At 71.1% G+C, this 13,109-nt stretch carries 14 protein-coding genes; 6 read left to right on the top strand and 8 right to left on the bottom strand.

Annotated features, from left to right (window positions below; translation table 11 throughout):
- The first annotated feature begins 92 nt into the window (after positions 1-92).
- The 3 genes from L3Q65_RS11290 (at position 93) to L3Q65_RS11280 (ending at position 2,772) form a co-directional block, all read left to right on the top strand.
- Positions 93-983 carry a RecB family exonuclease gene (locus L3Q65_RS11290; protein ID WP_182894712.1) on the top strand — a complete coding sequence of 297 codons (891 nt, stop codon included), beginning with the start codon at positions 93-95 and terminating at the stop codon, positions 981-983.
- Positions 983-1,774, top strand: coding sequence for a thioesterase family protein (locus L3Q65_RS11285; protein ID WP_182894713.1), 792 nt, complete (start codon positions 983-985; stop codon positions 1,772-1,774). The genes L3Q65_RS11290 and L3Q65_RS11285 overlap by 1 nt, the downstream gene beginning before the upstream one ends.
- Before the next feature lie 62 nt (positions 1,775-1,836).
- Positions 1,837-2,772, top strand: a complete 936-nt coding sequence (locus L3Q65_RS11280; RefSeq protein WP_182894714.1) for a ParA family protein — start codon at positions 1,837-1,839, stop codon at positions 2,770-2,772.
- Positions 2,773-2,838: 66 nt separating this feature from the next.
- Here the strand turns inward: L3Q65_RS11280 and hisG are convergent, their stop codons facing one another.
- The 3 genes from hisG to L3Q65_RS11265 all read right to left on the bottom strand — a co-directional run bounded on the left by hisG (position 2,839) and on the right by L3Q65_RS11265 (position 4,686).
- Entirely contained in the window at positions 2,839-3,684 is an 846-nt protein-coding gene (gene hisG, locus L3Q65_RS11275) for an ATP phosphoribosyltransferase (RefSeq protein WP_182894715.1), read from the bottom strand.
- A gap of 35 nt (positions 3,685-3,719) precedes the next feature.
- Positions 3,720-3,983 (bottom strand): phosphoribosyl-ATP diphosphatase, encoded by a 264-nt coding sequence (locus tag L3Q65_RS11270; RefSeq protein ID WP_027927607.1) that lies wholly within the window; start codon positions 3,981-3,983, stop codon positions 3,720-3,722.
- 64 nt (positions 3,984-4,047) lie between these two features.
- Positions 4,048-4,686, bottom strand: a complete 639-nt coding sequence (locus L3Q65_RS11265; protein ID WP_182894942.1) for an HAD family phosphatase — start codon at positions 4,684-4,686, stop codon at positions 4,048-4,050.
- Positions 4,687-4,885: 199 nt separating this feature from the next.
- On the opposite strand from L3Q65_RS11265, the gene L3Q65_RS11260 reads away from it, so the two are divergent.
- A complete protein-coding gene (locus L3Q65_RS11260; protein ID WP_182894716.1) occupies positions 4,886-5,797 on the top strand; it encodes a PAC2 family protein in 912 nt (303 codons plus the stop codon).
- 231 nt (positions 5,798-6,028) lie between these two features.
- Complete coding sequence (locus tag L3Q65_RS11255) at positions 6,029-6,298, top strand: hypothetical protein (protein ID WP_182894717.1); 270 nt, start codon at positions 6,029-6,031, stop codon at positions 6,296-6,298.
- Positions 6,299-6,343: 45 nt separating this feature from the next.
- Here L3Q65_RS11255 and L3Q65_RS11250 read toward each other — a convergent pair whose 3' ends face one another.
- The 4 genes from L3Q65_RS11250 to L3Q65_RS11235 form a co-directional block, all read right to left on the bottom strand.
- Positions 6,344-7,174, bottom strand: a complete 831-nt coding sequence (locus L3Q65_RS11250) for a metallophosphoesterase (RefSeq protein WP_182894718.1) — start codon at positions 7,172-7,174, stop codon at positions 6,344-6,346.
- Complete coding sequence (locus L3Q65_RS11245) at positions 7,138-8,394, bottom strand: MFS transporter (RefSeq protein ID WP_182894719.1); 1,257 nt, start codon at positions 8,392-8,394, stop codon at positions 7,138-7,140. The genes L3Q65_RS11250 and L3Q65_RS11245 overlap by 37 nt, the downstream gene beginning before the upstream one ends.
- Entirely contained in the window at positions 8,391-8,975 is a 585-nt protein-coding gene (locus L3Q65_RS11240; RefSeq protein ID WP_182894720.1) for a helix-turn-helix domain-containing protein, read from the bottom strand. The genes L3Q65_RS11245 and L3Q65_RS11240 overlap by 4 nt, the downstream gene beginning before the upstream one ends.
- A 70-nt stretch (positions 8,976-9,045) precedes the next feature.
- Positions 9,046-9,645 carry a dienelactone hydrolase family protein gene (locus tag L3Q65_RS11235; protein ID WP_237599590.1) on the bottom strand — a complete coding sequence of 200 codons (600 nt, stop codon included), beginning with the start codon at positions 9,643-9,645 and terminating at the stop codon, positions 9,046-9,048.
- Positions 9,646-10,133: 488 nt separating this feature from the next.
- Between L3Q65_RS11235 and L3Q65_RS11230 the strand changes: the two genes are divergently transcribed.
- Positions 10,134-11,759 carry an ABC-F family ATP-binding cassette domain-containing protein gene (locus tag L3Q65_RS11230; protein WP_182894722.1) on the top strand — a complete coding sequence of 542 codons (1,626 nt, stop codon included), beginning with the start codon at positions 10,134-10,136 and terminating at the stop codon, positions 11,757-11,759.
- A gap of 71 nt (positions 11,760-11,830) precedes the next feature.
- Here L3Q65_RS11230 and mshC read toward each other — a convergent pair whose 3' ends face one another.
- Positions 11,831-13,069 (bottom strand): cysteine--1-D-myo-inosityl 2-amino-2-deoxy-alpha-D-glucopyranoside ligase, encoded by a 1,239-nt coding sequence (gene mshC, locus L3Q65_RS11225; RefSeq protein ID WP_182894723.1) that lies wholly within the window; start codon positions 13,067-13,069, stop codon positions 11,831-11,833.
- Positions 13,070-13,109: the final 40 nt, after the last annotated feature.

Here is a 13,109-nt window from a genome sequence, read left to right as displayed (position 1 = left end):
AACGCGGGATCGCCGGCTTGAAGGCGATCCCGCCCGCCCCGCCGAAGGCGGGGCGAACACAATTGTCGTACCCCGGGGTTACGCTCTGCCCCATGTCCGACACCGCCACGGTCACCACCCCTCCCGGGGGCGACGCGCCTGCCAGGAGGCGGCCCGCGTTGTCGCCGTCCCGGGCGAGCGACTTCAAGCAGTGCCCGCTGCTCTACCGGTTCCGCGCGGTCGACCGGCTGCCGGAGGTGCCCACCCGGGCACAGCTGCGCGGCACGCTCGTCCACGCGGTCCTGGAGCGGCTTTTCGCGCTGCCCGCCGCCGAACGCGTCGCACCTCGGGCGAAAGAGCTGCTCGCGCCGACCTGGACGGAGCTGTCCAGCGACAGTCCGGAGTGGACGGAGCTGTTCGCGGACGGCGAACCCGGGGAGACCGACAAGTGGCTGGCCTCGGCCGAAAAGCTGCTTGATTCCTACTTCGAGCTGGAAGATCCGCGCAGGCTGGAGCCGGAGGCGTGCGAGCTGCACGTCGAGATCGAGCTGGGCTCGGGCGTGCTGCTGCGCGGGTACATCGACCGGGTGGACGTCGCGCCGACCGGCGAAATCCGGGTCGTGGACTACAAAACCGGCGCCGCGCCCCGGGAAATCGGCGAGGCCAAAGCACTCTTCCAGATGAAGTTCTACGCGCTGGTGCTGTGGCGGTTGCGCGGGGTCGTCCCGCGGCAGCTGAAGCTGATGTACCTGACCGACGGCCAGTCGCTGGCCTACACGCCGGACGAGGCCGAGCTGGTCCGGTTCGAGCGCACGCTGGAAGCGATCTGGCAGGCGATCCTGAAGGCAGGCAAGACAGGCGATTTCCGGCCGAACAAGGGCAGGCTGTGCTCGTGGTGCGACCACCAGGCGCACTGCCCGGAGTTCGGCGGCACGCCGCCGGAGTACCCGGGCTGGCCGGAGCCGGATCCGGGCGAGGAGACGGTCTTGGACCGGGCCGACTGATGGGCGACGCGTTCTTCCTCCCGCTCGGCGGCGAGCGGTACGAGGCGACTGAGCACACCACCGGCCCGTGGAGTCCCGGCGCGCAGCATTTCGGCCCGCCGTCGGCGCTGCTCGTGCGCGGGCTCGAACAGCTGGAGTCGCGGCATCCGGCGCAGCTGGCCCGGGTGACCGTCGAGATCCTCGGCCCGGCTCCGGTGGGCGAACTGGAGCAGCGGTCGTGGGTCGAACGGCCGGGCCGCACGGTCGAATTGGTCCAGTCCGAGCTGTCCGCGAACGGCCGGACGGTCGCGCGGGCGTCGGGATGGCGGATCGCGACGTCCGACACCGCCGAGGTCGCCACCGACGGCGGTCCGCTGCTGCCCGCGGCCGACGCGGGCAGCGAGGCGGCCTTCCCGGACGACTGGCAGGGCGGCTACCTGCACGCGATCGAATGGCGTTCGGTGCGCGGCTCGATCTCCGCGCCGGGTCCGGCCGCGGTGTGGGCGCGGCAGCGGTATCCGCTGGTCGACGGCGAGGAGCCGACGGGTCTGCAGCGGCTGTTCGCCATCGCCGACTCCGGCAACGGGGTGTCGCACTTCCTGCCGACGGCGCAGTGGTGGTTCATCAACTCGGAACTCACCGTGCACCTGCGCCGGATCCCCGAGGGCGAATGGATCGGGCTCGACGCGGTCACGCTGGTCGGACCGCACGGGATCGGCTCCGCGACCAGTACGCTGCACGATCGTTCCGGTCCGGTCGGCACCGGCGCGCAGGCTTTGCTGGTGCGTCCGCGACAGGCCGGGGGCGGATGAGCGCGCCGCGGCGGGCAAGTCCGATAGCCTTCGCGGAACGACCGACAAGGGAGCGCTCCGGCATGCAGATCACCTCGGTGGTCAACCAGAAGGGCGGGGTGGGCAAAACCTCGCTGAGCGTGGGCGCGGCGGCGGCCCTCGCCGAACGCGGCAGGCGGGTGCTGCTCGTCGACCTCGACCCGCAGGGGCACGCGACGACCGAGATGCTCGGCATGGACGAGGTCCCGGCGGACGCGCCGAGCCTGGCGAAGGCGCTGACCAAGCTGTGGAAGGGCCCGATCGAGCAGCTGGCCGTCCCGCATCCGCGCAGCAACCTCGGCCGCGGCGGTGCGTTCGACGTGATCCCGACGTCGCCGGGGATGTTCGACCTGATCCGCAGGCTGGACCAGTTCCGGGTGCCGGGCTGGCAGCTGGCGCGGGTGATCCAGTTCGCGCACTACGACCACGTGATCATCGACTGCCCGCCCGCCCAGGACGTGCTGACGAACAACGCGCTGGCCGCGTCGCACGGGATCCTGGTGCCGGTCCAGCCGGACAAGACGAGCATCCGCGCGCTGCGCCTGCTGTCGGAACAGGTGCGCTACGTCGAGCAAACCACCGGCCGCGCCCCGATCTCCTGGTTCGGCATCGTCCCCGGTCTCTACCGCCGCCCCATCTCGCACTACGCCGCGGCCGCGCTTCAGGAGATGTACTCCTTCGGCGTCCCCATGCTGTCGCACGTCCCGCTCGGCGTCGTGATGAACGAGGCGGCGGCCCACGGCGTCCCGGTCACGACGTTCGCCCCGGAAACCATCCAGGCGGTGTCGTTCCGGGAAATCGCCGAGACCTTGGACGGGTACCTGGCGCAAAACCCCGGCCCCACCGAGGTTCCGGCCGACGACGAGTTCGTCTTCGAGGATTTCATCTCCGAGGTCGCGGTCGCCCGCAACGTCAACGACAACGGCGCGCGCAAGAAGCTGTACGACCTGATGCCGAAGCGCCCGAACCGCCCGCGCTGACCACCGTCTACATGCGACAGAGGGCGTCCCCTCCGAGGAGAAGACGCCCTCTGCTCAAGCAGTTTCCTACAACCGGCAAGACCGGATGTCGGACGCCAGCACGGCTTTCGCGCCGGTCTCGGCCAGTTCGTCCATGATCCGGTTGACTTCCTTGCGCGGCACCATCGCCCGCACCGCGACCCACTTCTCGTCCGCCAGCGGAGCCACCGTCGGCGACTCCAGGCCGGGCGTGATCGAAATGGCCCGCTCCAGAATCTCGCGCGGGCAGTCGTAGTCGAGCATCATGTAGTGCTGCGCGAAAACCACGCCCTGCAGCCGGGCCGCCAGCTGCGACTTGGCCCGTGATCCTTCGCTGCCCGCCCGCTGCAGCAAGACCGCCTCGGACGCGCAGATCGGCTCCCCGAACGCGACGAGATTGTGCTGCCGCAGCGACCGGCCGGACTCGACCACGTCCGCGATCGCGTCCGCGACCCCGAGCTGGATCGAGATCTCCACCGCGCCGTCGAGCCGGATCACCTCGGCCTCGACGCCGTGGCGCGCGAGATCGTCGCGGACCAGCCGCGGGTACGACGTCGCGAGCCGCTTTCCGTGCAGGTCGGCCGGTTTCCAGTCCCGGCCGGCGGGCGCGGCGTAGCGGAACGTCGAGGCGCCGAACCCGAGCGCGAGGACCTCGTCGACCGGCGCTCCCGAATCGAGCGCCAGGTCGCGGCCGGTGATGCCGAGGTCGAGCTCGCCGGAACCGACGTAGATGGCGATGTCCTTCGGGCGGAGGAAGAAGAACTCGACCTCGTTGACCGGGTCGAGCACGGTCAGGTCCTTGCCGTCATGTCGCTTGCGGTAGCCCGCCTCGGAAAGCATCTCCGCCGACGCGGCGGCGAGGGCTCCCTTGTTCGGCACGGCAACACGCAGCATTCGCTCTTCTCCTCGGTCTCCGGTGCGCGAGCGCGTCACAGGTAGCGGTACACGTCCTCGGTCGAGATCCCCCGGCCGAGCATGAGCACCTGCACCCGGTACAGCAGTTGCGAGATCTCCTCCGACAGCCGGTCGTCGGATTCGTGCTCGGCGGCGATCCACACCTCGCCCGCCTCTTCGAGCACCTTCTTGCCCTGTGCGTGCACTCCGGCGTCCAGTGCGGCGACGGTGCCGGACCCGTCGGGACGGGTACGCGCGCGCTCGGCAAGCTCCGCGAACAGCTCATCGAAGGTCTTCACGGGGCCGAATCCTTTCATCCCGCGCTCGTCCGCGCCGCTCCGGGTGACCCGGAAGCCGCCGAGGTCACAGCCGGGGCAGCAGCGCGGCCAGTTCGGGCACGCCGACGCCGGCCAGCGACGTGCGGAACACCCGGCGCGGACCGTCCGGGACGTCGACGTCGTTGGGCACGACGAGCACGGTGCAGCCAGCGGTTTCGGCCGATTCGGCTCCCGGCGGCGAGTCCTCCACCGCGACGCACCGCTCCGGCGCCACGCCCAGCAGCTCGGCGGCCTTCAGGTACGGCCGCGGGAGCGGTTTGTTCTGGCCGTCGACCTCGTCGCCGCAGACCGTGACGTCGAAGAAATCCCGCCCGATCGTGTCGAGCGCGAGTTCGGTCAGCGCCCGTTCGGTGGAGGTGACCAGCGCGGACTTGAGCCCGGCCGCGCGGACCGCGGCCAGCGCCTCGCGCGCGCCCGGCCGCCAGGGCAGCGCGTCGTCGAACAGCCCGGCGGTGCGGCGGCGGATCCACTCCCCCGTCTCCGCGACCGCTTCCGGGGTGACCGGGCGGCCGGTCTGCTCCAGCAGCACGGTGGCGGTGGCGTCCATGTTGGACCCCACGAGCGTCATCCGGACTTCCTCCGAAAGCGTGCCGCCGAGCGCCTCGGCGGCCTCGTACAGCGCGACGTCCCACAGTTTCTCGGAATCGACGAGGGTGCCGTCCATGTCCCAGAGGACAGCCGCCAGTCCGTCCGAAGAGGACGGTGCAGTCACAGTTTCTCCTTGTCCGGTGCGGCGCCCCGGCCGGGCGCCTTCCCCTCCAGCGTCCCACGCGGACCGCCGTGAGCGGGGCCACACCCGTGCCGTGACACGCGGGGGCGGACACGCTGCGCAGGGTAGGTGCCGGAGGCCGTAGGCTGGTCAGGTGAGTGAGCCTGTCGACGACACCCCGCGGCCCGGCGACCCGGAGCAGGACCGCACCGATGCCCAGCGCCCGATCATGATCCTGGCCTTCGAAGGCTGGAACGACGCGGGCGACGCGGCCAGCCAGGCGATCGAACACCTCCAGCTTTCCTGGGACGCGACGCCGCTGGCCGAGCTCGAACCGGACGACTACTACGACTTCCAGGTCAGCCGCCCCACGGTGAAGATGGTCGACGGCATCACCCGGCGGGTCGAATGGCCGACCACCCGGCTGTCGGTGTGCCGTCCCGATGGCTTCGACCGGGACCTGGTGCTGGTCCAGGGCCCGGAGCCGAACATGCGCTGGCGGAAGTTCTGCGCGGAGATCGTGGAGCACGTCCAGGAACTGGACGTGGCGATGGTGGTCGCGCTCGGCGCCCTGCTGGCCGACACCGCGCACACCCGGCCGGTCCCGGTCACCGGGACGGCCTACGACAAGGACACCGCGAGCAAGTACCGGCTGGAGCTGAACAACTACCAGGGCCCGACCGGGATCGTCGGGATCCTCCAGGACTACTGCGTGCAGGCGGGCATCCCCGCGGTGTCGATCTGGGCAGCGGTCCCGCACTACGTCTCGCACCCGCCGTCGCCGAAGGCCACGCTGGCGCTGCTGCACAAGCTGGAGGACGTCCTCGACGTCGAGATCCCGCTGGGCGCGCTGCCGGAGCAGGCCGAGGAGTGGCAGCAGACGGTCAGCGAGATGGCCGACGAGGACGAGGAAATCAGCGAGTACGTGCGCAGCCTCGAGGAACGCGGCGACGCCGAGACGGATTTCACCATGGAAGAGGTCTCGGGCGACAAGATCGCCGCCGAGTTCGAACGCTACCTGCGCCGGCGGCGGCCAGGGCAGGACGGCGGGTTCGGCCTCCGCTGACCCCTCGTGCGCGGCGATGCCGGTTCTCGCCGGCGCCACCCTCGCTCCGACCGCCACGAGCGAGGGAACGCATCGTGATCAACGGGCTACGAAACGTCACCCGAGCCGCCCGGCGGGATGACGGCGCCCGTGCCGTCGACTGATCGCGCCGCGCTGCTCTGGTGCCCTCCCGAGCCCGTCTCGTTGACTGGCCTGGCGCGAGCGACGTCGCGCGGACCAGGAGGTACGAGAATGTTCGGCAAGGCACTAGCGGCGGCAGTGCTCGCGGCGGGCGCGATCACCGCGTCGGCGGCGACCGCGTCGGCGGCACCGGTATCGCCGGCGAAGGTGAATGGTTTCGGCGCCTGCATGGACTACGCGGTGGGCGAGTACGACATCGAACCCTGGCTCGCGCACGACGCGTGCGACGCAGGCTCGTTCGAGGAATGCTACTGGATTCTTCGCCGCGACTACGTCCCCGCGCAGGTCGCGGCGACAGCTTGCCGGCTCTCGTTCGACTGATCCGCTGCGGGGCGCGACCGGGCTGCGCGGGCAGGCCGGTCGCGCTCAGGCGGTGAGCAGCTTCCGCACCGGAACCGCGCCGCGCGCCCGCTTCCGCCATTCGCGCGGATAACCGAGCGAGACCTCCTCGAACCGCACGCCGTCCGCGGACGTCGTGCGCGGGATGTGCAGGTGCCCGTACACGGCCAACTCGGCCCGGTAGCGCAGGTGCCAGTCCTCGGTCTGCGTGGTGCCGCACCAGAGCGCGAAATCGGGGTAGTACAACGGGTTCGTCGGATGCCGGTGCAGCGGCCAATGCGACATCAGGATCGTGCGACGGTCCGCCGGGATCGCGTCCAGCCGGTCGCGGCTGACTTTCAGGCGCTGCTCGCACCAGGCCGCGCGCGATTCGTACGGGTCCGGGTGCAGGTAGTACTCGTCGGTGCACACGACGCCGATCTCGCGGGCGTGCGCGAGCGCTTCTTCGCGGGTCTTGCCCTCGGTCGCCGGAGTGCGCCAGCTGTAGTCGTAGAACACGAACAGGGGCGCGACGGTCAGCGGCTCCGGGCCGAAGTCCCACACCGGGAACTCGTCCTCGGGCGTGCGCACGTCGATGGCGCGGCACTGCTCCACGAGGAATTCGTAGCGCGCCTGGCCGCGCAGCTGGCATTCGTCGTTCGGCGTGGTCCACAGTTCGTGGTTGCCCGGGACCCACACGACCTTCGCGAACCGCTCGCGCAGTCTCGCGAGCGTCTCGCGGATGACCTTGGCGGACTCGGCGACGTCGCCCGCGACGAGCAGCCAGTCGCCGGGATCGTCGGGCACGATTTCGTCGACGATCGGGCCGTTGCCCTCGTGGGTCACGTGGAGGTCGCTGGTGGCGAAGAGAGACGGCACTCGTCCACCGTAACGACTTTCCGTGCCCGGGAGCGCCGGAACCGCCCATTCCCCCACCCCAGAACGACCAGCCCGGCGCTCACGTGCAGGCTTGCCTGCACGTTCAGCAGCACTGTCGGCCCGATCACCGCGACGAGCGCGCCTGCCAGCAGCGAACCGGCCGCCGTGCCCGCGGCCATCAGCGCGTACACCGTGCTCAGCACCCGTCCCGCCCGGTCCGGGCCGGTCTCCGCCTGCACGTGCGACAGCAGCCCGGCCCCGGCCACGACTGCGGGCGCGCCGACCGCCATGAACAGCCCGACGTACACCCCGAGCACCGTGGTCGCGCCCGGCAGATTCCAGATCGCCACCGACATCAGCCCCGCGGCGACCAGGCCCCAGCCCTGCAACAGCACCGGCGCGACGCGGCGCGCCAGCGTCGCCACCGCGAACCCGGCCGCCAGCCCGCCGATCGCCTGCACGCCGCGCAACAGCCCGGCGTCGGCCTCGCTGCCGCGCAGGATGTCGAGCACGAACACCACGAACAGCACCAGGAACATGCCCTGCGCGAGCGAAGTCAGCAGCGCCGACACGCTCGTCGCCCGGAGCCGCTTGCCCGCCAGATCCCGGATGCCCGCGAGCCAATCCGCCTGTTCGGGCGCGGTCTCGCGCACTGCCACGCGGCGGAAGGGGAAAGCGAGCAGCATTCCCGCGACCGCGAGCGCGGCGAGATAGCCGATGACCACGCGGTCGAGCCCGCCCCAGCCCAGCAGCGCTCCCCCGGCCCAGCCGCCCGCGAGCCGCGCGACGCTGCCGTTCACGCTCATCAGCCCGTTCGCCGGGGTGACGTCCTCGACCCCGACCAGTTCCGGCACCAGCGCACTGCGCGCCGGCTCGAACACCGAGGCCAGCCCTGCTTGCGCCGCCATCACCGCGTAGACCGCCGCGACCGGCAGCTCGGAACCGGCCAGCAACGGCAGCACCACGACCGCCTGCCCGGCGCAGACCGCCGCCAGCACGACCCTGCGGTCCCACCGGTCCGCGACGATCCCCGCGACCGGGCTCAGCAGCACCGCGGGCAGCAGCCCGAGCACGATGCTCAACGCCGTCGTGACCGCGGAGCCGGTGCGGACGAACAGGTACACCGGCAGCGCGACCTGCAGCATCCACTCCGCGGTCTCGCCGAAGAACGCCGACACCCAGAGCCGGGCGAATCCCGGTGCGGCCAGCAGCCGTCTCATGCCGGTTTCCCGTCGTGCCCGATCCGGCGGAAGGCACGCATCCCGAGGAAGACCGCGCGAGCGCCGGCGGGCGCGTCCTCGCGGATCGTGCTGACGTACGGCCGGATCAGGTCGTCGATCGCCTTGGTCAACGCGCTGACTTCCGCAGGCGTCGCATTCAGCCCGTAGGAGAAGAAACCGCCGGCCTCGCGCCAGTCTTCGTCGAGCTGTTCGACCGTGTCGAGGTACCGCTGGGTCAGCTCCTGCTCCTCGGCCAGTTCGGTGCCCGTGACCGCCAGTTGCGCCGCCTCGAGCGCCGGGTCGCCGCCGGGACCCCCGAGCACCAGCCCGACCTGGCACGCCTGCCACGGCCGCTCCCGCCCGTCGCCGCCCTCGGCCCGCTCGACCAGGCCGTGTTCCGCCAGTTTGCGCAGATGCCAGCTGCAGTTCGACGCCGTCGAGCCGACCGCGTCCGCGCACTCGCTGGCCGTCGACGGGCCGACTGCCATCAGGTGGTGCACCAGCGCCGACCGCAACGGGTGCGCGAGGGCCCGCAGCAGTTCGACGTCGTCGATCCGCTTGCGCGGGGGCAGGTCAGCCATCGGTCCGTCCCAACTCTGAAGGGTTTCTTTCGAAACAGTTCTTTCAGAGTTGCAGGCCGCCACCCCGGCGTCAAGCCGCCCGGCTACAGCGAGGCGAGGAAGGAGCGCACGCGCTCCAGGAGCGCACGCGCTCCAGGAGCGCTCCGGCGGCCTCGGGGTCGTACGCGGCGAGCGAAGAGTCGGCGAAGAGGTGCTGGTCTCCGGGGTAGACGAACAACTCCGCGTTCGCGGCGGAGCCGACGAGTTCGCGAGCGGACGGCAGGTCCTCCTCGAAGAACTCGTCGTTCTCCTTCCCGTGGATCTGCACCGGAACCCCCTCCGGCCACGCCGTGCCGAACTCCTTGACCGGCAGGCAGGAGTCGAAGAACAGCGCGCCGCGCGCTCCCGGCCGGGTCTGCGCGAGACGCTGCGCGACGGTGACGCCGAAGGAGAACCCGGCGTACACGAGTTCCTGCCCCAGGGCCTCCGCCTCGGCGATCCCGCGTTCCCGCACCTGATCGAGGCCAGCCTCGCCGGCGAAAGCGAAGCCGTCTTCGATGCTGGCGAACGTCCGGCCCTCGAACAGATCGGGAGTGTGCACGGTGTGCCCGTCGCGGCGCAGTTCGCCGGCGAAGCCGCGCACGCCGTCGGTCAAGCCCTGGATGTGGTGGTACAGCACGATCTCGGCCATGCCGGGAATCCCCTCAGCGAACGAAGCAGTTGCCTGGAACGTTCGGCAACGCTAGCCGGTTCGGCCAGAGCCAACAGCCCGCCCGGCCGCACACTGGCCGATCGGCTGGCGTTGCCCGAACCCGAGCAGGCCAGGGCGACCGGACACCCGTCGCGGCACGCGAATCCGCCGCACCGCCCGAGACGGGAGAGCCGCGGGGGTTCATCCGGCTGGCCCGGCCCGGAGAAACCGCCTGCGACTGCGCGATCGGCATCTACGCCACCGCTTCTCCGGCCTTGCCGCCGCGAGAATCCTGACCAGCGGGAACCGGGCACCCGAAAAATCGTTTGCGCTCCCCCGCGGCCTCCGCGTTATGCTCCCGGCCATCATGGACAGCTGAACCGAGCCCTCCCCGCATCGAGGCCGCTCCCGGTCGAGCCCTGCTCCCGGGAAGCCGCGCGTTGCCCGTCGGGGATTTAGCTTCCTCCGCAAAGGCCCGGTGATCGCCCATGTCTACTGTCCTGCACGCCTCCGACCTCGTTTTCGGCTACGGTGCCCGCACTGTCCTCAACGGCGTTTCGCTCGTCGCGTCGCCCGGGAGGCGGATCGGTCTCGTCGGCGAAAACGGGGTCGGGAAGTCCACCCTGCTCCGGCTGCTCGCCGGGCTCGAAGTCCCCCGCGGCGGCGACGTCGTGCGGCACGGCGATCTCGGCTTTCTCTTCCAGGAGCTGCCTTTCGACGGCACCGCAAGGGTTTCCGACGTTCTCGACGAGGCGCTCGCCGAGATCCGCACCGCCGCGGCGACGCTCGACAAGCTCGCCGCGGTGCTCGCCGAGCGGCCCGACGACCCGGAGGTGCTCAGCGAGTACGGCCACGTCCTGGAATGGGCGCAGGCCCACGACCTGTGGGACGCGGACCGGCGCGCGGATCTCGTCCTCGCCGGTCTCGGGCTCGGCGACATCCGGCACGACCGGCGGCTGCACACGCTCTCCGGCGGGCAGCGGTCCCGGCTCGGGCTGGCCGCGCTGCTGGTGCGGCGGCCGCGCATCCTGCTGCTCGACGAACCGACCAACCACCTCGACGACAGCGCCATGGAATTCCTCGAACGCCATCTCGCGGAGCTGACCGGCGTCGTCGTGCTGTCCTCGCACGATCGCGTGTTCCTCGACGCGGTCTGCACGGACATCGTGGACCTCGACCCGGTTCCGGCGGACCGCCGCGTCGGCGGCGCGACACGCTACGGCGGCAGCTACACCGATTACCTCGGCCAGAAAAAGGCCGAACGGGCGCGCTGGGAACAGCGGTTCGCCGAAGAACAGGAGGAACTCAAGCAACTGCGGGAATCCGTGCACGGCACCGCGCGCCGCGTCGCGCACAACCGTGCGCCGCGGGACAACGCGAAGATGCTCTACGACTTCAAGACCGGTCGCGTGCAGAAGCAGATATCCCGCCGCGTCCGCAACGCCCAGCTCAAGCTTGACACGCTGGAGCGCGAGCAAGTCCGCAAACCGCCTGCGCCACTGCGGTTCCGGGCCACGCTCACCGCGGACACCAGCGGCGAAGGCCCGGCGGTGTCGGTGCGCGGCATCGCGATTCCGGGCCGCGTGCAGCTGGACGAGCTGGACGTGGACCGCAGCGCGCGGCTTCTCGTGACCGGCGGCAACGGAGCGGGCAAATCCACGCTGCTCTCGGTGCTGGCCGGTCAGCTCACGCCGTCGGCCGGGACTGTCCACTTCGGACCTGGTGTGCGAGTGGGGTTGCTGGAGCAGGACGTCAGGTTCGCCCGGCCGAAACGGACCGCGCGGGAGGTGTACCGCGCCGCGGCCGGCGAAGCGGCTCCTTCGCTGTCCACGCTCGGCCTGCTGCCGCCGAGGGAACACGACCGGCCGGTCGGCGAGCTTTCGGTGGGCCAGCGTCGCCGGTTGGCACTGGCGGTGCTGCTCGCGGAGCCGCCGGACGTGCTGCTGCTGGACGAGCCCACCAACCACCTGTCGCTCAGCCTTGCCGAGGAACTGTCCGAAGCGCTCGACAGCGCGCCGGGCGCGGTCGTCCTTGCCTCGCATGACCGGTGGTTGCGCCGTCGCTGGGAGGGCGACCACCTGGCATTGGCGGACGGCCGACGCCAGGATGTATAGGTCGTTATACAGTTAAGTCGGCGGGGCAGTGTCCGGAGCGGGTTCCGGCCACTGCCCCGCCGTCGAAAGGCTCAGAGAACGATGCCCAGCAACGCGTCCACGGCCTCCTTGATCAGACCCGGAGCGGCCTGGTCAGTGCCGTCGCGGCGCAGGGCCGACGTGACCCACGCGTCGATCGCCGTGAGGGCCTTCGGCGTGTTCAGGTCGTCGGAGAGATGGTCGCGCAGCCGCGCCACTGTGTCCGCCGCGTCGGGCCCGGCGGGCAGCGCGACGGCTTCGCGCCAGCGGGCCAGCCGCTCCTGCGCGTCGACCAGCAGCTGATCGGTCCACGCCCGGTCCTCGCGGTAGTGCCCGGCGAACAGCGCGAGCCGGATCGCCGCCGGGTCGACGCCGTCGGCGCGCAGCCGCGACACGAAGACGAGGTTGCCGCGGGACTTCGACATCTTCTCGCCGTCGAGCCCGATCATCCCGGCGTGCACGTAGTGCCGGGCGAACGGGTGATCGGCGGCGACGGCCTCGGCGTGCGCGGCGCTGTACTCGTGGTGCGGGAAGATCAGGTCGGAACCGCCGCCCTGGACGTCGAAACCGAGCCCGAGGCGGTTCACCGCGATCGCGCTGCATTCGATGTGCCAGCCCGGCCGTCCGGCGCCCAGTTCCGACTCCCACGACGGCTCGCCCTCGCGCGCGACGCGCCACAGCAGCGCGTCCAGCGGATGCCGCTTGCCGGGACGGTCCGGGTCGCCGCCGCGTTCGGCGAAGAACTTCGCCATGGTCTCGGCGTCGTAGTTCGACTCGTAGCCGAACCGGCCGGTCGCGTTGTGGTCGAAGTAGACGTCCGGGAACTCGGCGTCGTCCGCGCGGTAGGCGCTGCCGTCCGCGAGCAGCTTCGCGATGACCTCGACGATCTCCGGGATCGCCTCGACGGCTCCGACGAACTGGCGCGGCGGCAGCACCCGCAGCGCCTCCATGTCCTCGCGGAACAGCGCCGTTTCGCGCATGCCGAGCACGATCCAGTCGTCCGAATCGCGTTCCGCGCGCTCCAGCAGCGGCTCGTCGATGTCGGTGACGTTCTGGACGTAATGCACCTCGTGCCCGTTGTCCCGCCACACCCGGTTGACCAGGTCGAACGCGAGGTAGGTGGCGGCGTGGCCGAGGTGGGTGGCGTCGTAGGGGGTGATGCCGCAGACGTACATCCGGGCAGCGGCTCCGGGCGCCGTCGGGCGGACCTGCCCGGTCGCGGTGTCGTGGAGCCGGAGGGGGCGGGGCGTGCCGGGCAGCCGGGGCACGGCGACGGAGGACCAAGTCTGCATACCTCCGACTGTAAGCGTGACGTCCGTCCGTTATCCCACC

Source organism: Amycolatopsis sp. FU40 (assembly GCF_021903635.1).
Taxonomy (GTDB): Bacteria; Actinomycetota; Actinomycetes; order Mycobacteriales; family Pseudonocardiaceae; genus Amycolatopsis; species Amycolatopsis dendrobii.
This window is presented reverse-complemented; position numbering and strand designations above follow the sequence as displayed.

Excerpts from the sequence above, each read along its gene's own strand:
- L3Q65_RS11265 (WP_182894942.1), bottom strand. The coding sequence starts at position 4,686 with ATGGACGGCACCCTCGTCGATTCCGAGAAACTGTGGGACGTCGCGCTG.
- mshC (WP_182894723.1), bottom strand. The coding sequence starts at position 13,069 with ATGCAGACTTGGTCCTCCGTCGCCGTGCCCCGGCTGCCCGGCACGCCC.
- L3Q65_RS11240 (WP_182894720.1), bottom strand. The coding sequence starts at position 8,975 with ATGGCTGACCTGCCCCCGCGCAAGCGGATCGACGACGTCGAACTGCTG.
- hisG (WP_182894715.1), bottom strand. The coding sequence starts at position 3,684 with ATGCTGCGTGTTGCCGTGCCGAACAAGGGAGCCCTCGCCGCCGCGTCG.
- L3Q65_RS11280 (WP_182894714.1), top strand. The coding sequence starts at position 1,837 with ATGCAGATCACCTCGGTGGTCAACCAGAAGGGCGGGGTGGGCAAAACC.
- L3Q65_RS11235 (WP_237599590.1), bottom strand. The coding sequence starts at position 9,645 with ATGGCCGAGATCGTGCTGTACCACCACATCCAGGGCTTGACCGACGGC.
- L3Q65_RS11245 (WP_182894719.1), bottom strand. The coding sequence starts at position 8,394 with ATGAGACGGCTGCTGGCCGCACCGGGATTCGCCCGGCTCTGGGTGTCG.
- L3Q65_RS11285 (WP_182894713.1), top strand. The coding sequence starts at position 983 with ATGGGCGACGCGTTCTTCCTCCCGCTCGGCGGCGAGCGGTACGAGGCG.
- L3Q65_RS11230 (WP_182894722.1), top strand. The coding sequence starts at position 10,134 with ATGTCTACTGTCCTGCACGCCTCCGACCTCGTTTTCGGCTACGGTGCC.
- L3Q65_RS11255 (WP_182894717.1), top strand. The coding sequence starts at position 6,029 with ATGTTCGGCAAGGCACTAGCGGCGGCAGTGCTCGCGGCGGGCGCGATC.
- L3Q65_RS11290 (WP_182894712.1), top strand. The coding sequence starts at position 93 with ATGTCCGACACCGCCACGGTCACCACCCCTCCCGGGGGCGACGCGCCT.